We start from the raw sequence: 20,076 nt of genomic DNA, 5'->3' as shown, positions 1-20,076 counted from the left end.
CCCATGCCTTCAGAGATGGGCCGAACCACATCGAGGAGTAGTGTCATGCGCGTCAACGGCTCAGGAGGGCCTTTCCGCCCCAAGCAAGCAGAGACAGAGACGTCCAAGCCTGCAACGACGACCAAGGAGATTCCGGCGGTCACGACGGCGACGACGAGGGGAACGGAGACGCGGCAGTCCTCGGTGGTGGGTGATGGTTTCGAGTCCGCTTCGCGAGCCGGAGGTTCCGGTGGCGCGGGTCGGGCTTCCGGCTCGGGCGCGGCGCGGCCGCTGCCCGCCGAGGTCCGCACTCCGAGCGCGGACTACTTCCGGCAGCGCTTCGACGACTTCGCGCGCCGCAACCCGGGCGCCGCGGTGCCGGAGCTGTACCTGGGCCAGGGGCAGAAGTCCCTGGAGAAGCTCTCCAGCCTGGGCGCGAAGGATCTGCAGCCCGCGGGGCTGGCGTGGCGCGACCGGGCGGTGAAGGCGCTGCAGGACGCGGTGGAGCTGCAGCGCGCCGGGGATCCGGCCGCCTTCGCGCAGCTCGAGCGCGACCCGGAGGCCTTCAAGAAGTTCGCGGCGGACGCGCTGTCCCAGGCGTGCGTGCACGCCGGCCTGCTGAACCTGCCCGCGCAGGACCAGGTGAAGATCGCCACCACGCCGGAGCTGCGCGAGCTGCTGGGCAAGGACGGCGTGAAGCAGATCGCCGACACGATCGGCCGGCTGAAGCCGGAGGACGTGGCGCGGGGTGGCAAGGCCGTGGAGGAGCTGGGCAACGCCCTGGCCGAGTTCCGCAAGAGCCTCAAGCTGCCGCGGCTGGAGCTGCCCCGGCTGCCGCTGCCGAGCGTCCGCCTCTCCTGAGAGGCGTGAAGCAGGCTCACATCCTCGTGGGCGCTCCTGGCGCCGGAGAGAGGGTGACGTGTGGCCGAGAGAGACTGGGAGCGACTGGGTGAGCTGGCGCCGGAGCTCCGCGTGGGCTCGGTGGCCGCCAGCCGCGACGGCTTCGGGCTGGTGGGCGCCTCGGTGGAGCCCGCCACCGGCACGCTGGCGGACCGACTGAGAGCGCGGCGCGCGCAGCTCCACCGGGTGACGGCCCGGGGGCTGGAGCGCGTCTACGAGGGCCCGGGGTGGATCCAGGCGGTGGACTGCCACGGGACGCTGTGCGTGGCGCTCGGGGCCACGCTGAAGCCGGTGGGCTCGGGCTCGGACTACCACCTGCTGGTGTCCACCGATGGCGGGCGGAAGTGGAGCGTCCGGGGCCCGGTGCCCGCGCCCAGCGCCACGCAGGTGCTGGCGGTGAGCGCGGAGGAGGCCTGGGTGCTGGGCGCCTTCTTCCTGGGACGCACGGCCGACGGCGGCGCGAGCTGGACGGAGGTGTCCCTGGAGGGCGAGCGCCACGCGCAGGCGGAGCGGCTGCGGCGCACCGAGCGCGGCGTGGCGGTGCTCGGCAAGGGCCTGCGCCACACGCACGACGGGGGCGCCACCTGGGGCCGCGAGACGTCGGGCAACGCGCGCCTGGTGGACGTGGATGGCGCGCACGCGCTGGCGGTGGAGAGCGGCCAGGCGCGCATCGGCGAGCGGCGAGGTGGCGAGGTGCGCTGGCTGACGCCGCTGCCTCCGGGGCGTGAGCCGCTGCGGCTGGCGGCGGCGGGCTCGGTGCTGCGGGTGCTGACGCGCCACGCGGAGCCGGGCCGAGGGGTGGACCCCTGCGTGCACCAGAGCACGGACGGTGGGCGCAGCTGGGCCACGCAGAAGCTGGAAGTGGGGCCGCACGTGGACGTGGCGGGCCCCTACGGCCTGGGGCTGGACCTCAGGGGCCGGGTGTTCGGCCGGCTGTCCTGAGGCCCTCGGGCGAAGGCGAGCCGGCTACAGCTTCACCTCTTCCCGGTTCGGGTGGGTGATGTAGCCGGTGCCCGCGGCGACGAGCTTGGCCATCAGCTTGTCGGCGCCGTTGGAGCGGCTGAAGGCCATCTCGTTGCGCGTGGCGCCCACCAGCGTCAGCAGCTGCACCTTGCCGGAGGGCAGGGTGAACTCGGCGGCTCGCGAGGGGTCCTTCACGAAGACGAAGCCGTTGAGCTTCGTCTCGCCGCCGGTGAGCGAGCCCTCCACCGGGTAGCGGTGCCCCAGGGCGAAGGCGCGCAGGCAGACGAGGTTGTAGGCCATCATGTCCAGCAGCCGGAACACCGGCCACGACGCCTCCTCGGGCGTGTGGATGACCATCTCGTAGCCGATGCCGCTGGGCGCGTCCTCCGCCAGCTCCGCGCCTGGCGCCACGGTGAAGGGGTTGGACAGGCCGCTCGTCACGTAGGACCAGTACGGGAACTGTTCACTCGGCGGCGCCACGCGTACGCCCAGGGGGCCCCAGTTCGGATCCAGCTCCTGCACCTGGGCCAGATCGCTCTCGAGCCAGGCCTGCAGCGCGTCCGTCTGATCCAACGTGTAGACGTCATCGCTGATGGCTCCGAAGAGCTTGGGGTACTCCACCTCGTCGCGGTCGGCCCAGCAGTCCTCGTACCACTGGACGAAGTCCTCTTCCGTCTCGGGCACTTTCATGTGGGGGACTCTAAAGGTCCTGCCTGGTTTCACAACTTCGAAACTCGCTGGCCGTGCCTGATGTGGGAAACCCTTTACTCACTCCGAGGAGCCGCGCTTCCCAGGAGAGGGCGCCGAGCGACCCGCCGAGCGTCGGTCAGGGGCCCGCGGGTGACTTCCGGTGGACACAGGGTGGCCTCCAGGCGCCCGGTACGGGACGTGAAGAGGCCCGGGTGGGCACGGGCCCGGCCTGGACGGGGCCCCACCTTCGCCACGGGGAGAGCCACATGCAGAGGGGATGGAGGGTCGCGGTCTTCGCCGCGGCGCTGGGAGTGGGGAGCACGGCGTCCGCGCACGAGTTCGACTGCGAGAAGCGCGTCAACGGTCAGGCCGTGGTGCACATCGAGGAGTACCCGACGACGGTGCGCTTCGACGACCGCCTCATCAACATCCACCCGACGGCGCAGTCGGTGGCCATTGGCGCGGAGGACGCCTCGCTGGCCACGCATGGCTGGAGCTTCCAGTACGCCCTGCCCATGGCGGTGCCGGTGGGCGGCGCGGCGGACCAGAAGTTCCTGCTCCAGGTGAACAGCTACGAGGAGTGCCGGGCGATGGCGGCCCAGGATGGCGCGGACGACGGCGCCTTCGACACCACCTTCCGCGTGGTGTGGCCGCTGGGCGAGGACCAGTGCGCGGCGCGGCTGGTGTGCGACGCGCCCTACGCACCGCCTCCGCCCACGGACTGCGAGACGACCGACAGCTGCCCGGAGCCGCGGGTGACGCGGGACGAGGGCTTCTTCAAGGTGCATGAGCAGGCGCTCCAGCAGTGCGTGGACCTGTTCCCCATCGAGCTGGGCGGGGTGGGCACGGTGTCCACGCTGCGGCAGGCGCTGGGGGTGCTCTGGGGCAGCCCTTCCCTGTACCGCAACGGCGAGCCGCGCACGCCGCTCGACACGGCCCGCCTGCTGCTGGCGCGCCAGGTGCTCGTGGCGCACTGCAACGCCTACCTCTTCGGCTCCTACCCCATCCCCGTGGACCTGCTGGAGAACGGGCGGGCCGCGCTCTCCAGCAACCAGTGCCAGGGCATCGGGGCGCTGCGGGCCGCGCTGAGGGAGATGAACGTGGAGGGCCGCACGCAGCCGCTGCCGGGAGACTTCGAGGCGGGCTCGGCCACGCCGGGCCACGCGCAGAGCATCGCCGAGGACTTCACGCAGCCCAGCGGACAGAGCTGCATGCCTGGCCAGTGAGTCGCGGACCCACCACCCACTTCGAGGAGAACACGCCATGAAGAAGCTGATGCTGTCCGCGCTGAGCGCCGCCGCGCTCGCCCTGTCCGCCTGCGGAGACTCCGAGCACCCCGCGCCGCCGCAAGGGCCCGACTTCACCACCACGCGCACGCCGGATGCCGCGCCGGTGGGCCGCGGCTTCGAGCTGCGCCTGCGCGGCACGAACGCCGAGCGCTATGACTCCGTGCTGGTGCCGGTGCGCTCGCTGGAGGTGACGACGCCGACGGGAGAGGTGCTCCCGGTGCGCCTGATGGCGCGCACGGTGGACCTGTCCCGCAAGGACCACGCGTACCTGGTGGGCCACTTCTTCGTCCCCGAGGGCGTGGGCGCGGTGAAGGTGAAGGTGGCCTTCGACGACTTCGGGGGCTGGCAGCAGGGTGGGAAGGCCGGCGCGCTGGACACGCAGGTGGCGCCGGTGAGCTTCGAGGCGCCGGTGGCTTCGCTCTCCGAGCGCGGCCGCGCGGTGCTGCTGCTGGACGTGGGCCGCTCGCTGCAGCCGACCACCGAGTCGGAGCGCCTGCTGCTGCCGACGCTCAAGGTGAACTACTAGCCCGGCGGCTCAGCCCGTCAGGGGCCAGGGCTTGAGGCCGGCCAGGCGCTCGGCCTCCTCCACGGCGGGAGCCAGGTGCTCCCGCTCGCGGCGCAGGAAGTCTCGGATGGCCCGGTTCAGGTTCGCATCGAAGATGAGGTGCGTGCTGTGCACCGGGGTGGGCTCGAAGCCGCGAGACACCTTGTGCTCGCCGCCCGCGCCGGGCTCGAACACCTTGCGGCCGGCGCGGATGCACTCGTCCACCGAGTGGTAGAGGCACACGTTGAAGTGCAGGAAGGGGTGCTCCTCGAAGCAGCCCCAGTAGCGCCCGTAGAGCCGCTGCGGCGTCACCACGTTGAAGGCGCCGGCGATGACGCGCTTGCCGCGCACCGCCTCCACCATCTGCATGGCCTCCGGCATGGTGCGGAAGATGCGGGCGAAGAAGTCCGGGGTGAGCTGCACCTGGCCCCAGGCGTAGCGCTCGCAGGTGGCCGCGTAGAAGCCGTGGGCCCGCCGCGCGTGCTCGGGGCCCAGCTCCGCGCCCGCCACGGTGCGCAGGGTGATGCCCTGCGTCTCCGCCGCGCCGCGCTCGCGCCGCAATTGGTTGCGCCGCTTGGAGTTGAAGCGCGCCAGGTAGTCCTCGTAGGAGCTGTAGCCCGGGTTCTTCCAGTGGAACTGCAGCGTCATCCGCCGGGCCATGCCGGACTCCTCCAGGAAGTCCGCCTCCTCCTGGGTGGGGTAGATGACGTGAATGGAGGAGCAGCCCTCCTCGCGGGCGCTCTCGATGGCGGCCTCCATGAGCGCGTGGCGCGCCTCGCGCACGTTCTCGCCGGGCGCCACCAGGAAGCGCGGCGCGGTGGCCGGAGACAGGGGCGCGCCGATGACGAGCTTGGGGTAGTACTCCAGGCCCATGCGCGCGGCGGCCTGCGCCCAGGCGAAGTCATAGATGTACTCGCCCATGCTGTGGTACTTGCAGTAGGCGGGTGAGGCGGCCACGAGCGTGTCCTCGCGCCACAGCGTCAGGTGGTGGGGGGCCCAGCCGGTGTCCCGCTGGGCGCTGCCGCTCTCCTCCATGGCGGTCAGCCAGGCGTGCCGCACGAAGGGCGGGGCCTCCGGGCCCGCGAGCCTGTCCCACTGCTCGGCGGGGATGTCCGTGATGGAGTCCAACACCTGGACGCGGATGGAGGGATCGAGCACGGAGACAGTTCTAGCGCGGACTCCGGGCGCGTGCCGAATCCCCGGCGGGGCCTGCCGGGGGGAGCGGGCGAGAGGGGGGCTAACCCCAGGACAGCTCGTACTCGCAGTCCAGCACCCCGGTGGGTCGGGAGCGAACCTGGGGGTTCTTGATGTGCACGGACTCGAGCACCGCGAGCAGGACGCCCTCGTTGTAGAGCGGGAGCATGAAGTCGCGCTTGACGACGACGCGGGCGCTGGTGTCGCTCAGCAGGGTGACGGTGCGCTCGCCGTAGCTCACCGCCGAGCGGTAGCCGGAGGCGAGGTTGCCCATGACGCGCTTGGGCGAGTCTCCCGAGAGCAGCAGCAGGGTGCGGCCGGCCATGGAGCCCAGGAAGTCGCGCGTGGCCTGCATGCCCAGGCGGCGCTGGGTGGGCTCGGGGCCGCCCAGCTGCATGCTGAGCACCTGGGTGGCGGCGAGCGCCAGCCGGAGGAAGTCCGACACGGGGTAGCTGGAGAAGTCGATGAAGCGCCGCTCGAAGCGCTTGTCGTTGAGCAGCCCGTGGCAGCGCTTCAGGGCCGGCTCGCCGCCGAAGGTGATGACGGCATTCAGGATGCCATTGAAGAACAGCCCCCGAGCCGTGTCCTCAGGGGTCGCCAGGGCGATGCGCCGCTCGTAATCAGACTCCACGCCACCAGCAGCGGATGTCGCAGCCACGTTCGTGTGCGTCATGACGGCAGAAGGGCTCCTGAGAGGAGTCAGAACAATATCCCATGCCGAGCAGGCGTGGGATCAGGCAGAACGCGCCCGTGTGCGGTGGGACCCTCGGCGACGTGTCTTGAAGGGTAGGCCCCCGGGAGGAGAGAGCGTGGAGCGAGCGGGAATCGTCACCCTGGACAAGCGGCACGTGTGGCACCCGTACACGGCGATGGAGACCTACATCGCCGAGACGGACCCGCTGGTGGTGGTCCGCTCCGAGGGGCCCTACCTCCATGACGCGGACGGGAAGCGGTACCTGGACGCCAATGGCTCGTGGTGGGTGTCCACGCTGGGCCACCGGCACCCCCGGCTGGTGAAGGCGCTGGTGGAGCAGGCCTCCACCCTGGCTCACGCCTCGCTCGCGGGCATCACCCACGAGCCGGCGGCGCGGCTGGCGGCGGAACTGGTGGCGCTGGCCCCCGGGGCCGAGCGCGCCGAGGTGCCAGCCGAGCACCGCATGACGCGCGTGTTCTACTCGGACAACGGGAGCACGGCGGTGGAGGTGGCCATCAAGATGGCCGCGCAGTACTGGGCGCAGAACGGGCGGCCGGAGCGCACGCGCTTCATCACGCTGTCGGGCGCCTTCCACGGCGAGACGGTGGGCGCCACCAGCGTGGGTGGCGTGCCGCTGTTCCGGGAGGTCTTCGGGCCGCTGCTGTTCGACGTGGTGCACGTACCCTCGCCCGCGGAGGAGGGCGGCTGGGAGCGGGCCTTCGCGGAGGTGGAGCGGGCGCTGCGAGAGCAGGGGGACTCGGTGGCGGGCGTCATCCTGGAGCCGGTGCTCCAGGGCGCCGCGGGCATGCAGCTCTACTCACCGGACTTCGTGCGCGCCGTGCGCGAGGCGACGCGGGCGGTGGACACCTTCCTCATCGCCGACGAGGTGTTCACGGGCCTGGGCCGCACGGGCGCGCGCTTCGCGTGTAACCTGGCCGGCGTGGTGCCGGACCTGCTCTGCCTGGCGAAGGCGCTGAGCGGGGGCCTGCTGCCCTTCGGCGCGACGCTGGCGACGGAGCGCGTGTTCTCGGGCTTCCTGGGCGCCAGGAGCCGCGCGCTGTACTACGGCCACTCCTACTGCGGAAACCCGCTGGGCGCGGCGGTGGCGCGCGAGGTGCTCGCGGTGTACCGGGACGAGGACGTGCCGGGCCAGGTGGCGCGCAAGGCGCCTCGGGTGAAGGCCGCCTTCGAGCGCATGGCCGGGACGATTCCAGGCCTGGTGCGGCCTCGGGCCATCGGCATGGTGGGAGCGGTGGACCTGGGCAGCGGGGGATACCTCGCCAACGGAGGATGGCGCGTGTACGAGGCGGCGCGGCGACGCGGTCTCTACTTGAGGCCCCTGGGCGACACGGTCTACATCGCGCCCGCGCTGAACATCCCGGACGAGGCGCTGGACGCGCTGCTCCAAGGCGTCGAGGACTCGCTGCGCGAGGTCGCCGGGAACTGACGTGGCAGGGGGAGATGTGATCATCCTTCATCAAGGCCCGGCGGCATGGGGCATCGCGAACATCGGCCCGTTCTGTGTGAAGCTCGAGAGCTATCTGCGGATGACGGGCGTGCCCTACACGGCCCGGATCGCGGACCTCGGCAAGGCGCCCAAGCGGAAGATTCCGTTCATCGAGGAGGACGGGAAGTTCCTGGGGGACTCCCAGCTCATCATCCAGCACCTCAAGACGAAGCACGGCGACACGCTGGACGCGAAGCTGCGCCCGAAGGACGTGGCCCAGGGCCACCTCGTGCGGCGCCTGCTGGAGGAGAGCCTCTACTTCCACATCCTCTACGAGCGCTGGGCCCGCGACGACGGCTGGCGCCTCTACAAGTCCATCATCCTGCCCCTGTTCCCACCGCTCATCGGCCCGGTGGCCGCGCCCATGGTCCGCCGAAAGGTCATCCAGGCGCTCGACGCCCAGGGGCTGGGGCGCCACCAGCCGGCGGAGGTCCTCGAGATGGGCCAGGAGGACATCTCCGCGGTGTCGACGGTGCTGGGCGACAAGCCCTTCCTGCTGGGAGACCACCCCACCTCGTTCGACGCGTCGCTCTACGCGATCCTCGCCAGCATCATCGCGTTCCCGGTGGACTCGCCGTTCCGCCAGTTCACCCGAGCGCAGGAGAACCTGGTCCAGTACGTCGATCGCTTCCAGCAGCGCTTCTTCTCCAGCTGGAGCCCGCCCGCCTGAGCTGGAGCGCTCGGCTCAGCCCTGCAGGGGCGGCGGCGGCGCGGCCCGCTCCTGCCGGAGCAGGAGCAGCTCGCGGACGATGATCTGCACGGTGGCCATCACCGGCACGGCCACCATCGCGCCGATGATGCCCGCCAGCTCCGCGCAGAACAGCACGCTGAGCAGCGTCAGCAGCGGGTTGACGTGGACGGTGCGGCGGAACACCAGCGGCGCCAGTACGTTGCCTTCGATCTGCCCGTAGATGATGAAGTAGACGAGCACCACCAGCGCCTTGAGCCCGCCGCCCGTCGCCCAGGTGAGCAGGGTGATGAGGCCGCCGGCCACCACCGGCCCCGCGTACGGCACCATGCTGGAGAACCCGCTGGCGATGCCCAGCGGCAGGAAGAAGGGCATGCCCAGCACCGCGAGCACGGTGGTGGTGAGCGTGGCGTTGATGGTGCAGATGAACGTCAGCCCGGACAGGTAGCCGCCCGTGGCGTGGTACGTCTTGCGCATTACCCGCTCGTAGCGCTCGCGGTGCTCCTGGGGGAGCAGCTCCAGCAGCCGCTGCAGCACCCCTCCGCCGAACACCAGCATGAACACCACCAGGAAGAAGACGGTGATGGCCCCCGTCACCACGCTCACCGCCCCGCCAATCGCGTGCAGCAGCGACGGCATGGGCACCGGGCCGATGGGGCTGGCCGGGGTGGCCTCGGGCTTCTGGCCGAAGAACTGCGTCAGGGTCGACAGGTGCGTGTTCAGCAGCCGGAACACGCGCAGCGAGCGCACCTGCTTCATCAGCTTGGGGAACTGGGTGAGCAACTCCTCGCCTTGAGAGAAGGCCGCCGGGATGACCAGCAGCCCCAGCGCCGTCACCGCCACCAGCAGCCCCGTGAGCACCAGCGCGATGGCCTGCCACCGCCGCAGCCGCTTGCGCTCCAGGAAGGACACGCCGTGCTCGAGCGCCAGCGCCAGCAGCAGCGCGATGCCCGTCAGCGTCATCGCGAAGCGCGTCTTCACCACCAGTACGGAGAGCACCACCACCGCCAGCACCGAGAAGGCCACGGTGAACACCGTCTTCGGTGTCACCTGGGATCGCCGCCAGTTCATCCACTCGCCCGTAGCCACCGTGCCTCCGCCCCGCTGCTGACGCCCCCCTCACCGATGTGCCTCCTGCGGCAGGCGGGCAACCCGGCTCGGGGCAAAGGTGTCCAGTGGCTCGCGGAGCCGCGTTCACCGCTCAACGCGGAGCCTGCCCTCCGGGCACATCGGTGGAGGTAGGTGCAACGGCTCCCAGAGAGAGCGGTTTTCGAGGCGATCCAGTCACACCGGCTCGCGACAAGAAAAGCCAGTGAGCGCTGACAAGGTCCCGGGGTCTTTCACGCCGGGAGGCGTCTCCGTTGAAGGGAGCGATGATGAAGGGCTTCAAGTCACTGGGCCTGGTTGCCACCACCACCCTGCTGGGGTGTGGCGCGGGTCCCGCCTCCGAGCAGACCGCCTCCGACGCGCCGAGTCATTCCGCGCGTCCCTCCGCCGTGGTCACCGCGAAGAAGAAGGTTGTCAACCCGCCCGCGGCCGCGCAGAGCGCCTGTGACGCCCTCTACTCGAGCCCCCAGGCCCTGGCCGCGCTCACCCAGGCCGTGGTGGACCCGCGCCTCCAGGCCGACGGCGCCGTGCGCACGCTCATCCTCTCCTTCAATGAGGATGCGGCCGTCCCCGCCGCGCTGAGCGCCCTCACCGGCTCGCTGGGCCTGGTGGTGGGGCAGGAGCTCGGGGCGCTCCAGGAGCTGCCCATGGTGACGCTGACGGTCCCCGTCACCCCCAGCCTGCTGTCCACGCTGAAGGGGCTGCTCCAGCCGCTCGGGCTGCTCTCCATCTACGAGAACCGCCCGCTCCACTACTTCCTGGACGTGAGCAACGCCTACATCCACGCGGACACCGCGCGCACCGCCTTCCAGGCCACCGGGCACGGCATCGGCGTGGGCGTCATCGACTCGGGCATCGACGGCACCCACGGCGACTTCCCCAACGTGGTGAAGAACGTGAAGGTGGTGGGCAATCCGCTGGGCATGGGCATCGGCGGCGCGCTCTACCTGGACACGCCCAACAGCGACCTGACCAGCGGCCACGGCACCCACGTGGCCAGCACCATCGGCGGCTCGGGCGCGCGCTCCGGCGGCCTGCACAAGGGCGTGGCCCCCGGGGTGAACCTGGTGGGCGTGGGCGTGGGGGATGCCATCAACATCCTCTTCGCGCTCGAGGGCTTCGACTTCCTCATGGATCCGGACATCCGCGAGACGTACAACGTCCGCGTCATCTCCAACTCCTGGGGCACCAGCGGCAGCCGCTTCGCGCCGTTCGACCCGGTGAGCATCGCCTCCAAGCGCGCGTACGACCAGGGCATGGTCGTCACCTTCGCCGCCGGCAACGATGGCCCGGGCGCCGACACCCTCAACCCGTACAGCGCCTCGCCGTGCGTCATCTCCGTGGCGGCCGGCACCTCGCGCGACACGCGCACCGCCACCAACCCGCTGCTGTCGCAGGACGCGCCGGGCGAGCTGGTGGACTTCTCCAGCCGCGGCGTGCCCGGGGACGCGCTCCACCACCCGGACATCACCCTGCCGGGCGTGAACATCGTCGCCGCGCGCGCCACCACGGCGCTGCCCGCCATCGCCGCGCCATACCTGGGCCTCGACGGCCTGTCGCCCGAGCCCTTCTACGCGGCGCTGTCCGGCACCTCCATGGCCACCCCGCACCTGAGCGGCGTGGTGGCGCTGATGCTCGAGGTGAACCCGGCGCTGAACATGGACGGCGTGCTGGCGGCCCTCACCTCCACCGCCAGGCCCATCTTCGCCAAGAACGCGGACGGCACCACGCGGCAGCTCGCCGAGTGGGAGGCGGGCGCCGGCTACGCGGATGCCTACGAGGCGGTGCGCGTGGCGGCCTCCACCGCGGGCACGCGCTACACCACCGCCACCACCCCGCTGCCGGGTTGGACGGGCACGGTGAACGCCTCGCTCAAGCTCCCCATCGGGGACGTGACGCTGCTGGCCTCCGAGCACAACCACAACGTCGTGGTGCCCGGTGGCATGAGCGCGCTGCGCATCCAGACGAGCTGGGCGCTCGCGGCGTTCGACCTGGATCTCTACGTCTATGGACCGAACGGGAGCCTCGTGGCCAGCAGCGCCTCGGGCACCTCCTCCTCGGAGTCCGTCTCCATTCCCCGCCCGGTGGCGGGCACCTACCGCGTCCAGCTCAAGGGGTTCCTCAACGGCCCCACGCAGTACACGGGCACCGCGGCGGTGGATCAGCTGGTACCCATCCCTTAGCCGGACAATCCCCCCTTGGATTGGCTGAGGGACCGAGGCTCCGGGCCGCGTGAGAGGGCGCGTCCCGGAGCCCGGAATTTTTGCTGGAAGGACCGAGGCTCCGGGCCGCGTGAGAGGGCGCGGCCCGGAGTCCGGAATTTTTCGGAGCCCGCCACCCTGGCGCCGAGGCTAGGCTCCCGGTCATGAAGCGGCGCTCGCTGCACCGCGCGGTGTTCTCGGCCGCCGCGGGCTACAACGTGGTGTGGGGCCTGTACTCGGCGGTGGAGCCGCAGTGGCTCTTCCGGTTCGCGCGGATGCCGCTGCTCAACCACCCGGCCATCTTCGCCTGCCTGGGCATGGTCATCGGCGTGTACGGCATCGCCTACGCGGAGGTGGCGCGCCGGCCCGAGCACGGCTTCTTGCTGGCGGCGGTGGGGCTGCTGGGCAAGGTGCTGGGCCCCATCGGCCTGGGCCTGCTCATCCTCCGGGGCGAGTGGCCTCCGGCCACGCTGGTGCTCTGCCTCACCAACGACTTCATCTGGTGGGTGCCGTTCTCGCTCTACCTGTACGACGCGTGGCCGTCCTACCGGAGCACCTTCAGCGCGCATGCCGCCGGGAGCGAGGGCGCCAGCGCGTCCTCGCCCGCCGGGCGGTGACTCAGTTGCGCGAGGGGTAGATGCCCTGGAGCGCGATGATGAAGGACACGCACTGGTAGGGCTGCATGTTGTTGTGGGGCTGGTTGCCTCCCGCCGCGCCGATGGCCGCCGCGTTCATCGTGGTGTTGATCGTCGCGCTGTAGGCGTTCTCCGGCTGGCCCGTCGAGTTGATCAGCATCGCGGGCACGTGCCCCTCGGGGGTGAACTGATCGCCCTGGGTACCGCTCGCATGGAGCGAGTGGGTGTGGGCTGGCATCTGCGTGCTGATCAGGGTGACGCTCTCCGAGCCGCTGCTCTCGCCCAGGGTGCGCGGCGTGAGGCCCGGCCCCGTTCCCCAGTGCATGGGGACGCGTCCCTGCAGGTTGGGCAGGGCAAACGTCGTCTGCCCGTTCCCGCCATACGTGGTGCCCAGGAGGGAGAAGAGAGCGGAGTTCTGCGCGATGCTCAGCAGCTGCCCGTTGCAGAACGCCCAGCCTCGGGGAGCGAAGTTGCCAGCAAACATCCGGATCTCACCAATGTACGGCTCGGACATGCGCGCGTGCCTTTCACACAAAGTGTTGGCCGCCCAACAAACCACGGGGTTTCACTCTGGGGAAGAACACGCTGAGTAGAGTTTGAGGAAAGCCGGGGAATCCCAGCGCAACCGGGTCGGATGATCCGCACCCACCGGCTAAGTGCTCGCCACGGCGTCTGGCTCGGAGCACACTCAATGTGTTGGTTCCGAGACACCGTGCGCGGCCCCGCACGGGCATCGCTCACGGCGGGGGCCCTGGTGTCCTGGGCGCCCCGCCCTCTCTCCAAGGAGCTGGAATGCGGAAGACACCCAAGACGTGGCGAAGTCTCTCTGGATGGCGCTGGCTGCGAATCCTTCCTCTCACCGCGGTGGTGGCGCTGAGCGCGTGCGACGAGTCCCAGGGGCCGAAGGGAGATCCGGGTGACCCAGGTCCAGCGGGTCCAGCGGGTCCGGCGGGTCCGGCGGGTCCAGCGGGTCCTCAGGGCGAGCCGGGTCCCGCGGGAGGACCCCCGGGGCCCCAGGGTGAAGTCGGGCCCGCGGGTCCGGCCGGTCCGCAGGGGCCGAAGGGAGATCCGGGCGCCAAGGGCGACACAGGCGCCGCCGGTCCACAAGGCGCCACCGGTCCGCAGGGGCCCATCGGCGCGGAGGGCCTGGCCACGCTGGCGCTGACGACTCCCGAGGCGGCGGGCGCCAACTGCGCCACGGGCGGGACGAAGCTGGAGATCGGCGTCGACACGGACCGTGATGCCACGTTGGATCCGGGCGAGGTGGATGTCTCGCTGACGCGCTACCTGTGCAACGGGGCGCAGGGCCCGCAGGGGCTCGTTGGCCCGGCGGGTGCGACCGGTCCACAGGGAGCCAAGGGAGACACGGGGGATACGGGCCCGCAGGGCCCGGTGGGCCCCGCGGGTGCCACTGGCCCGGCGGGTCCGCAGGGAGCCAAGGGAGACACGGGGGATACAGGCCCGCAAGGCCCGGTGGGCCCCGCGGGTGCCACTGGCCCGGCGGGTCCGCAGGGAGCCACGGGGCCTGCTGGTCCCACGGGCCCTCAAGGCCCCATCGGTCCGCAGGGCTCGGCGGGACTGGCCACGCTGGCCCGGACCGCGGCGGAGGCGGCGGGAGCCAACTGCGCGACGGGCGGCGTGAAGGTGGAGCTGGGCACCGACACCAATGCCAACGGCACGCTCGACACGGGTGAGGTGAACGCCGCGCTGACGCGGTACGTGTGCAACGGGGCTCAGGGCCCGCAGGGGGCCACGGGTCCGGCGGGAGCCACGGGTCCGGCGGGAGCCACGGGTCCGGCGGGGCCGCAGGGTGTGCAGGGGCCGCAGGGGCCGCAGGGGCCGGCGGGAGCGCTCACCGTCTTCGGGGATGGCTCGGCCGGCGCGCTCAGCGTGCCCGTGGGCAACACGCTGGATCTGTCGAACACCGCGGTGGTCAACTCGCAGCCCTTCAGGACGAACACGCAGTTCACGAACATCACCATCGCGGGCAGCCTCATCGTGCCCAGCGGCACCATCCTGCGCGCCACGGGCGACGTCACCGTGACCGGCACCATCACCGTCAACCCGGGGACCGAGGACACGGGTAACGGTCCTCCCGCTCCAGGGGTCTCGCGGGGCACTCCAGGCCCCTTCCACGGTGGCACGGGCATCTCGCTGCTCGCGGCCTCGCGGTTGACGAGACCGGACACCGTGGCCGGTGGCGCGGGAGAGGGCACGCTCACCAACGGGACGGGCGGCGCCGGAGGCGGCAGCCTCATCATCGCGGCGCTGGGGAACGTCAGCATCCCCGTGGGAGGCAGCATCAACGCGAACGGAACCAGCGGTGTCACTGCCGGGACGGCCTCCGACATTGGTGGGCCAGGAGGAGGCGCAGGCGGCATCATCGTCGTCGCGGCCAGGGGAAACCTCACCGTGGGTGGGGCCATTCGTGCCAACGGCGGCGCGGGCGGTAATGCCGTCAACTCGAACGGAGGGACCACGGGCGCGGGAGGTGGTGGCGGTGGCGGCGGCGGCATCGTCCAGCTCATCTCCGCCAACCCCATCTCCGTTACGGGCACCGCACAGGCGAACGGTGGAGCTCCGGGCACGGATCTACTCGTCACCCCTGTGGGCAGCAATCAGGCGGGAAGCGGTGGTGGTGCATGCGGCGGCAATGGCGGCAATGGAGGAGGCTTCACCTCCTTCACCGGTCCCGCCTCGGCCGCGCAGGCGGGCGGTGCGGGCTACGTCATCCAGCTCACGACGGCCGCGCCCGAGAACCTGCTGTGAGGTAGCTCGCCTCTCGAAGTGGATTCAGCGGCCCGCGGGCACTCGTGCTCGCGGGCCGTGTCGTTTCCAGCGCCGCGTGCGCTGAGGGCTCAGCCCTCGCGCGGCCCGGGCCGCCACTCGAGCCCGAGGTATGGATCCGCGCCGTCCTCCACCCCGGCGACGGGCGTGAAGCCGAGCCGCGTGTAGAGCCGCCGGGCCGGGCTGTCGCGAGCCACGCTCAGGCGCAGCGGCCTGCTGGCCGCGGAGGCCTCCCGCTGGAGCATCCGCAGCAGCTCCGTGCCCACGCCCGAGCCCCGGTGCGCCGGTAGCAGGGTGATGTCCACCAGCCGCAGCTCCACCGGCTCTCGGGCGACCCACAGGCGGCCAGCCGGGCGCTCGCCCAGGAGCACGAGCTGGTGATCGCCGCTCGGAAAACGCGCCTGGTAGCCGTGTCGCTGCGCCGTCCACTGCATGCGCAGGAGCATGTCGCGCTGGGCAACGGGCAGACCCAGGGCCGCGATGTCCGGGCGTGTACTGGCGTACAGCTCGAAGAGGAAGGCGTCGTCCGCGGGGGTGACGGGGCGCAGGGAGAGCGGGTGGGACACGGTGGCTCCCACCTTAGCGCCTCGGGTGCTTCTCCCCACCTTCGAACATTGCGCGGATCCGACGTCATGAGTCGGACACCGCGCTGAACACACGTGCCGCTCCGAGCGTCAGAGCAGAGGGAGAGGAGCGTCAGACCCACATGAGACGCTCCGGGGTGTGAGCGCGGGAGAAACCATGAAGAAGACACGACATGGCAAGTCCACCCCGGACCCCGAGGAGGCGGGCGAGAAGGAGCGGGAGCTGAGGGAGCTGGCCCGCCGTCTGGCGGACCTGGAGGCGGATGCGCTGGACGCGCAGCTGCTGGTGACGTTCCGCGAGGCGCGGGACAACGGCACGGTGCCGGCGGACGCGGGCTTCTTCCTCGTGGCGCACATCCTCCTGGCGATGGCGGACGAGGCCATCCCGGATGATCCGAAGGTGCGCGCGCTGGGGAAAGAGCTGGAGGTGATGGAGCGCGACTACGGGCTGCCGGACGAGAAGTCCTGGGGCCCGGGCGAGGCCCCCGAGGAGTGGGAGGCCCTCAGCCGACAGTACGAGATTGCGTGCGACGAGGCTCGGGCGGCCTTCTTCCGCACGTATGGCGAGGCGGAGATGGCGGAGCTGTTCCTGCACGATCGCACCGCGTTCATCCGTCGCTTCGAGAGCGGCCGGCGCTTCTTCCACGGGCTGCCGATGCTGCCGGACTACCTGAACTGATGAACGCGATGACGACGATCTACGAGCTGGTCAGTGCCTCGCGGGCGACGGTGGCGTTCGTCGTGTTCCTGCTCGTCTCGCTGGGGATCTCCATGGGCGTCTACGCGGTGCTCCTGCGCCGCGCCGCGCGCCACGCGCCGCTCGACGGCGTGGCCATCCAGATGCCCTGCGCGGCGCTGGTGAGCACGGCGGTGTTCGCGCTGCTCTTCGGGGTGCTGTTCGCCACCACGCTCGAGGGCTTCTACCGGGTGGAGCTGCTCGACGACGAGGTGCGGCTGCACTACCTGTTCCCCGCGCACACCGTCACGGTGTCGCGGCTGGAGCTCGCGGACGCCGAGCGCGTTCCCTCGCACAAGGGCCGCTGGCACCTGCGGCTGCGCACGCAGCAGGGCACCACGTACCAGAGCGCGCTGGCGAATGATCGCGCGGTGCTCGAGTCCTGGGAGGGCCTCCACGCGTATCTGGAGAACGGGGACCGTCCCTGAGCCTCGCCGGAGGCAGGCGCCGCTCACCGAGAGGGGGAGACCTTTGATCGCTGGACAGCGGCCTGCCCCTCGAGCCGATGGCTTCCCGGAGCCGGGTGGACAGCTTCCACCCGGGCCTGGGTGAGCGCCTGGCGGGCTCGAAGGCTGGAATCCTCCGAGTGGAGTCAGCGTCATGCGCATGCCCGTCCCTCGCCTCCGTCTCCCCGCGCTCCTGGGGAGGGCTGGCGGGCTGAGCGAGCCGGAGGTGGCGGAGCGGCGGCAGCGGTACGGCCCCAACGACATCCTCGAGGCTCACCGGAGCATCTGGCTGGAGCTCGTTCGGAACACGGCGAGCGATCCGATGATCTGGTTCCTGGTGGGCACCAGCCTGCTCTACCTCCTGCTGGGTCAGCCCGTGGAAGGAGGGACGTTGCTGGCCGCCATCGTGCCGCTGATCGGCATGGATGCGTGGCTGCACCGGCGCACGCGCGCTTCCACGGAGGGGCTGAGCCGCCAGCTCGCCGCGCATGCGCTCGTGCTGCGCGAGGGCCGGCGCAGGCGGGTGGAGGTCTCCGAGGTGGTGGTGGGGGACGTGGTGGAGGTGGCCGCGGGTGAGCCCTTCCCCGCGGATGGGCTCGTGCTGGCGGGCGAGGAGCTCCAGGCGGAGGAGTCGTCGCTGACGGGGGAGTCCCAGCCCGTCCGCAAGCGCCCGCTTCGGGAGGGGCTGCCGCCGGGGGAGACGCCCCTGGTCGAGTGGGAGCACTGGGGGCTGGCCGGGACGCGGCTGCTCACCGGGCGGGCGACGCTGGCCGTCGTCTTCACGGGCGCGGAGACGCTGTATGGGCGCATCGTCCGCATGGCCTCGCGCCGCGGGAGGGTCTACACGCCCCTGCAGCGAGCCATCCAGGGGCTGGTGGCGGTGCTCGTGGCCGCGGCGGCGGTGTTCTGCCTCATCCTCGCCATCGTGCGCTGGCGCCAGGGCTACGGGTGGTTGGATGCGCTGGTGAGCGCGGCCACGCTGGGAGTGGCGGCGCTCCCGGAGGAGTTCCCCGTGGCCCTGACCTTCTTCCTGGGGGCGGGGGTGTACCGGCTCGCGCGGCGGCGAGCGCTCGTGCGGCGCGCGGTCTCGGTGGAGGACATCGGCCGCGTCACCTGCATCTGCTCGGACAAGACGGGCACGCTCACCGAGGGGCGGCTGCGCGTCACCCGCACCGTGCCCTCGAGCGGGGTGGCGCCGGAGCGGCTGCTGCGCGCGGCGGCCCGGGCCTCCCGCCCCGAGAATGGGGATCCGCTGGACGAGGCTCTCGCCGCCGCGGCCCGTGCCCAGGCCGTGGTGGAGGCTCCCTTGGAGGTGCTGGCCACCTTCCCCTTCACGGAGGAGCGGCGCCTCGAGACGGTGGTGGTGCGCGAGGCGGACGGCGCGTGGGCCTTCACCAAGGGCTCGCCGGAGGTGGTGCTGAGCGCGTGCACGCTCTCGCCCGAGGAGCGCGCGAGGTGGACGCACGAGGTGGACGTGCTGGCGGCGGAGGGCGGGAAGGTGATCGCCTGCGCGCAGAGGCGGCTCGACGCGGAGGCCTGGCATGGCGGTGAGCCTTCGCGGGGGCTGCGCTTCCTGGGGCTGGTGGCCTGCGCGGATCCGGTGCGTCCGGGAGTCACCGAGTCCATCGCCGCCTGCTACAGGGCGGGCATCCACCCGATGATGGTGACGGGGGACCATCCGGAGACGGCACGCGTCGTGGCGCGGGAGATCGGCCTGGGCCGGGGGGCCCCGCGCCTGCTGCTGGGGGACGAGCTGGAGGCGAGGCTGCGGCGCGGCGAGCGCGTCTGCCCGCGAGAGGTGGACGTGGTCGCGCGCACGCTGCCGGCCCAGAAGCTGGCGCTGGTGAGCGCGCTGCAGGCGGCCGGGGAGGTGGTGGCGGTGACGGGGGATGGGGTGAACGACGTGCCGGCGCTCCAGGCGGCGGACGTGGGCATCGCCATGGGCGAGCGAGGCACACGTAGCGCGCGCGAGGTGGCCTCCATCGTCCTGCTGGACGACGACATCCGCACCATCGTCGGAGCCATCGCGGAGGGACGGCAGCTCTTCGACAACCTGCGCAAGAGCTTCCAGTACCTGCTGCTGGTCCACATCCCGCTGGTGGTGACGGCGGCCCTCATCCCGCTCGCGGGCTACCCGCTGCTGTACCTGCCCATCCACATCATCTGGCTGGAGCTCATCATCCACCCCACGGCCATGCTGGCCTTCCAGAAGCACGCGGACCCGAAGGCGCTGGGGAGCACGCGGCACCTGCCCCAGGCGCGCTTCTTCTCCCGCTCGGACTGGGTCGCCATCGGTGCCTCCGGCGGGGTGATGGTGCTCGTGATGGTGCTGGGCTACGAGTGGAGCCTCGGCGGCCGCCGCGACGTGGAGCACGCCCGGGCCATGGCGCTGGTCGCGCTCACGGTGGCGAGCGCTTCCTTCGCCGCGCTCCTCGCAGGCCTGCGCACCCGCATGGCCCGGCTCCTGTGCGCTGGTTCCCTGGCCAGCGCCGTGCTGCTCGTCCAGGTGCCCGCACTGGCTCGGGTGCTGCACCTGTCACCGCTGCACGTGGTGGACTGGGGCCTGGCCCTGGCGGGAGGTCTCGTCGCCTGCCTGCCGCTGGTGCCAGGCCTGCTCGCCAGGAGCCAGCCACGGGCTGCCGCCGAGAGTCGGGGCGCGCCGCCCCCGCTCTCCGTGCCCGCCGCGCGGCGGCTCTGAGCGCTCACGAGACGGGAGCGTGCTCGGGCTCCGGCGCTGGCCCCGCGCCTTGAGAGGGCGGGCCCCGGACTCACATGCTCAGGTGCGGAGCGGCGGTGGGTTCCTCGACCTCCTTGCTCAGGCCCTGGCGCAGCTCGAACGCCTTGCAGCCGCTGGCGCCGAAGACCTTCAGGTCATAACGAGAGAGTTCGGGCTGAAGGCACCGTGCCTCCTCGCCCGCCAGGGGGATGCGGGCAAGGCTCGCGAAGTAGCGGCAGTGCTGGCAGTGGCCCCAGTTTCCGTTGATCATGGCTCTAGCCTCCTTCTCTCCAGGAAGCTGGAGGGCCGGGGTGGAGACGCCAACTGCTGGCGGACAGCAGCGGCAGCCCCTCACCTGTTCCCGAGCCATCCATGGCGTGGGCACGCCGGGCCCCCAGGGGCCGCGGCCCTCGGAT

General features: G+C 71.5%; 19 protein-coding genes. 12 read left to right on the top strand and 7 right to left on the bottom strand.

Annotation, left to right across the window (positions count from 1 at the left end):
• Window positions 1-45: 45 nt before the first annotated feature.
• Together KY572_RS01340 and KY572_RS01335 are read left to right on the top strand one after the other, a co-directional pair.
• Window positions 46-840: a hypothetical protein gene (locus KY572_RS01340; protein WP_224240298.1), complete on the top strand. Its 795-nt coding sequence runs from the start codon at window positions 46-48 to the stop codon at window positions 838-840.
• A 60-nt stretch (window positions 841-900) separates the two neighbouring features.
• Window positions 901-1,821 (top strand): WD40/YVTN/BNR-like repeat-containing protein, encoded by a 921-nt coding sequence (locus tag KY572_RS01335; protein WP_224240297.1) that lies wholly within the window; start codon window positions 901-903, stop codon window positions 1,819-1,821.
• A gap of 24 nt (window positions 1,822-1,845) precedes the next feature.
• Here KY572_RS01335 and KY572_RS01330 read toward each other — a convergent pair whose 3' ends face one another.
• Window positions 1,846-2,532 carry a suppressor of fused domain protein gene (locus tag KY572_RS01330; RefSeq protein ID WP_224240296.1) on the bottom strand — a complete coding sequence of 229 codons (687 nt, stop codon included), beginning with the start codon at window positions 2,530-2,532 and terminating at the stop codon, window positions 1,846-1,848.
• Window positions 2,533-2,798: 266 nt separating this feature from the next.
• Between KY572_RS01330 and KY572_RS01325 the strand changes: the two genes are divergently transcribed.
• Together KY572_RS01325 and KY572_RS01320 are read left to right on the top strand one after the other, a co-directional pair.
• Entirely contained in the window at window positions 2,799-3,758 is a 960-nt protein-coding gene (locus KY572_RS01325; protein ID WP_224240295.1) for a hypothetical protein, read from the top strand.
• A gap of 37 nt (window positions 3,759-3,795) precedes the next feature.
• Entirely contained in the window at window positions 3,796-4,347 is a 552-nt protein-coding gene (locus tag KY572_RS01320; protein WP_224240294.1) for a hypothetical protein, read from the top strand.
• 9 nt (window positions 4,348-4,356) lie between these two features.
• Here the strand turns inward: KY572_RS01320 and KY572_RS01315 are convergent, their stop codons facing one another.
• Complete coding sequence (locus tag KY572_RS01315; protein WP_224240293.1) at window positions 4,357-5,523, bottom strand: GNAT family N-acetyltransferase; 1,167 nt, start codon at window positions 5,521-5,523, stop codon at window positions 4,357-4,359.
• A gap of 79 nt (window positions 5,524-5,602) precedes the next feature.
• Window positions 5,603-6,232 carry a DUF2378 family protein gene (locus tag KY572_RS01310; RefSeq protein ID WP_224240292.1) on the bottom strand — a complete coding sequence of 210 codons (630 nt, stop codon included), beginning with the start codon at window positions 6,230-6,232 and terminating at the stop codon, window positions 5,603-5,605.
• A gap of 136 nt (window positions 6,233-6,368) precedes the next feature.
• On the opposite strand from KY572_RS01310, the gene bioA reads away from it, so the two are divergent.
• Entirely contained in the window at window positions 6,369-7,700 is a 1,332-nt protein-coding gene (bioA, locus tag KY572_RS01305) for an adenosylmethionine--8-amino-7-oxononanoate transaminase (RefSeq protein ID WP_224240291.1), read from the top strand.
• A gap of 1 nt (window position 7,701) precedes the next feature.
• Window positions 7,702-8,430 carry a glutathione S-transferase family protein gene (locus tag KY572_RS47685; RefSeq protein ID WP_224240290.1) on the top strand — a complete coding sequence of 243 codons (729 nt, stop codon included), beginning with the start codon at window positions 7,702-7,704 and terminating at the stop codon, window positions 8,428-8,430.
• 15 nt (window positions 8,431-8,445) lie between these two features.
• Here the strand turns inward: KY572_RS47685 and KY572_RS01295 are convergent, their stop codons facing one another.
• Complete coding sequence (locus KY572_RS01295) at window positions 8,446-9,519, bottom strand: AI-2E family transporter (protein ID WP_224240289.1); 1,074 nt, start codon at window positions 9,517-9,519, stop codon at window positions 8,446-8,448.
• A gap of 302 nt (window positions 9,520-9,821) precedes the next feature.
• On the opposite strand from KY572_RS01295, the gene KY572_RS01290 reads away from it, so the two are divergent.
• On the top strand, window positions 9,822-11,738 hold the full coding sequence (locus KY572_RS01290; protein ID WP_224240288.1) for a S8 family serine peptidase: 1,917 nt from the start codon (window positions 9,822-9,824) through the stop codon (window positions 11,736-11,738).
• Between the two features lie 182 nt (window positions 11,739-11,920).
• Window positions 11,921-12,373 carry a hypothetical protein gene (locus KY572_RS01285; protein ID WP_224240287.1) on the top strand — a complete coding sequence of 151 codons (453 nt, stop codon included), beginning with the start codon at window positions 11,921-11,923 and terminating at the stop codon, window positions 12,371-12,373.
• 1 nt (window position 12,374) lies between these two features.
• On the opposite strand, the gene KY572_RS01280 is transcribed toward KY572_RS01285, so the two are convergent.
• The gene (locus KY572_RS01280; protein ID WP_224240286.1) at window positions 12,375-12,905 is read right to left on the bottom strand and encodes a phage tail protein; all 531 of its coding nucleotides are present in this window, start codon (window positions 12,903-12,905) and stop codon (window positions 12,375-12,377) included.
• A gap of 278 nt (window positions 12,906-13,183) precedes the next feature.
• Here KY572_RS01280 and KY572_RS46940 point away from each other — a divergent pair, with 278 nt between their 5' ends.
• Window positions 13,184-15,160, top strand: a complete 1,977-nt coding sequence (locus tag KY572_RS46940; protein ID WP_317987785.1) for a DUF7151 family protein — start codon at window positions 13,184-13,186, stop codon at window positions 15,158-15,160.
• An 89-nt stretch (window positions 15,161-15,249) separates the two neighbouring features.
• On the opposite strand, the gene KY572_RS01270 is transcribed toward KY572_RS46940, so the two are convergent.
• A complete protein-coding gene (locus KY572_RS01270; protein WP_224240285.1) occupies window positions 15,250-15,744 on the bottom strand; it encodes a GNAT family N-acetyltransferase in 495 nt (164 codons plus the stop codon).
• 175 nt (window positions 15,745-15,919) lie between these two features.
• On the opposite strand from KY572_RS01270, the gene KY572_RS01265 reads away from it, so the two are divergent.
• The 3 genes from KY572_RS01265 (at window position 15,920) to KY572_RS01255 (ending at window position 19,642) form a co-directional block, all read left to right on the top strand.
• Entirely contained in the window at window positions 15,920-16,441 is a 522-nt protein-coding gene (locus KY572_RS01265) for a hypothetical protein (protein ID WP_224240284.1), read from the top strand.
• 8 nt (window positions 16,442-16,449) lie between these two features.
• Complete coding sequence (locus tag KY572_RS01260; protein WP_224240283.1) at window positions 16,450-16,926, top strand: hypothetical protein; 477 nt, start codon at window positions 16,450-16,452, stop codon at window positions 16,924-16,926.
• Window positions 16,927-17,098: 172 nt separating this feature from the next.
• On the top strand, window positions 17,099-19,642 hold the full coding sequence (locus KY572_RS01255) for a cation-translocating P-type ATPase (protein WP_224240282.1): 2,544 nt from the start codon (window positions 17,099-17,101) through the stop codon (window positions 19,640-19,642).
• 70 nt (window positions 19,643-19,712) lie between these two features.
• On the opposite strand, the gene KY572_RS01250 is transcribed toward KY572_RS01255, so the two are convergent.
• Complete coding sequence (locus tag KY572_RS01250; RefSeq protein ID WP_224240281.1) at window positions 19,713-19,931, bottom strand: hypothetical protein; 219 nt, start codon at window positions 19,929-19,931, stop codon at window positions 19,713-19,715.
• Between the last annotated feature and the right edge of the window lie 145 nt (window positions 19,932-20,076).

Source organism: Hyalangium gracile, from assembly GCF_020103725.1.
GTDB lineage: Bacteria > Myxococcota > Myxococcia > Myxococcales > Myxococcaceae > Hyalangium > Hyalangium gracile.
This window is presented reverse-complemented; position numbering and strand designations above follow the sequence as displayed.

Coding starts and splice junctions, on each gene's coding strand:
- KY572_RS01310 (WP_224240292.1), bottom strand. CDS start 6,232: ATGACGCACACGAACGTGGCTGCGACATCCGCTGCTGGTGGCGTGGAG.
- KY572_RS01250 (WP_224240281.1), bottom strand. CDS start 19,931: ATGATCAACGGAAACTGGGGCCACTGCCAGCACTGCCGCTACTTCGCG.
- KY572_RS01325 (WP_224240295.1), top strand. CDS start 2,799: ATGCAGAGGGGATGGAGGGTCGCGGTCTTCGCCGCGGCGCTGGGAGTG.
- KY572_RS46940 (WP_317987785.1), top strand. CDS start 13,184: ATGCGGAAGACACCCAAGACGTGGCGAAGTCTCTCTGGATGGCGCTGG.
- KY572_RS01290 (WP_224240288.1), top strand. CDS start 9,822: ATGATGAAGGGCTTCAAGTCACTGGGCCTGGTTGCCACCACCACCCTG.
- KY572_RS01255 (WP_224240282.1), top strand. CDS start 17,099: ATGCGCATGCCCGTCCCTCGCCTCCGTCTCCCCGCGCTCCTGGGGAGG.
- KY572_RS01340 (WP_224240298.1), top strand. CDS start 46: ATGCGCGTCAACGGCTCAGGAGGGCCTTTCCGCCCCAAGCAAGCAGAG.
- KY572_RS01330 (WP_224240296.1), bottom strand. CDS start 2,532: ATGAAAGTGCCCGAGACGGAAGAGGACTTCGTCCAGTGGTACGAGGAC.
- KY572_RS01320 (WP_224240294.1), top strand. CDS start 3,796: ATGAAGAAGCTGATGCTGTCCGCGCTGAGCGCCGCCGCGCTCGCCCTG.
- KY572_RS01285 (WP_224240287.1), top strand. CDS start 11,921: ATGAAGCGGCGCTCGCTGCACCGCGCGGTGTTCTCGGCCGCCGCGGGC.
- KY572_RS01295 (WP_224240289.1), bottom strand. CDS start 9,519: ATGAACTGGCGGCGATCCCAGGTGACACCGAAGACGGTGTTCACCGTG.
- KY572_RS01280 (WP_224240286.1), bottom strand. CDS start 12,905: ATGTCCGAGCCGTACATTGGTGAGATCCGGATGTTTGCTGGCAACTTC.
- KY572_RS01260 (WP_224240283.1), top strand. CDS start 16,450: ATGACGACGATCTACGAGCTGGTCAGTGCCTCGCGGGCGACGGTGGCG.
- KY572_RS01265 (WP_224240284.1), top strand. CDS start 15,920: ATGAAGAAGACACGACATGGCAAGTCCACCCCGGACCCCGAGGAGGCG.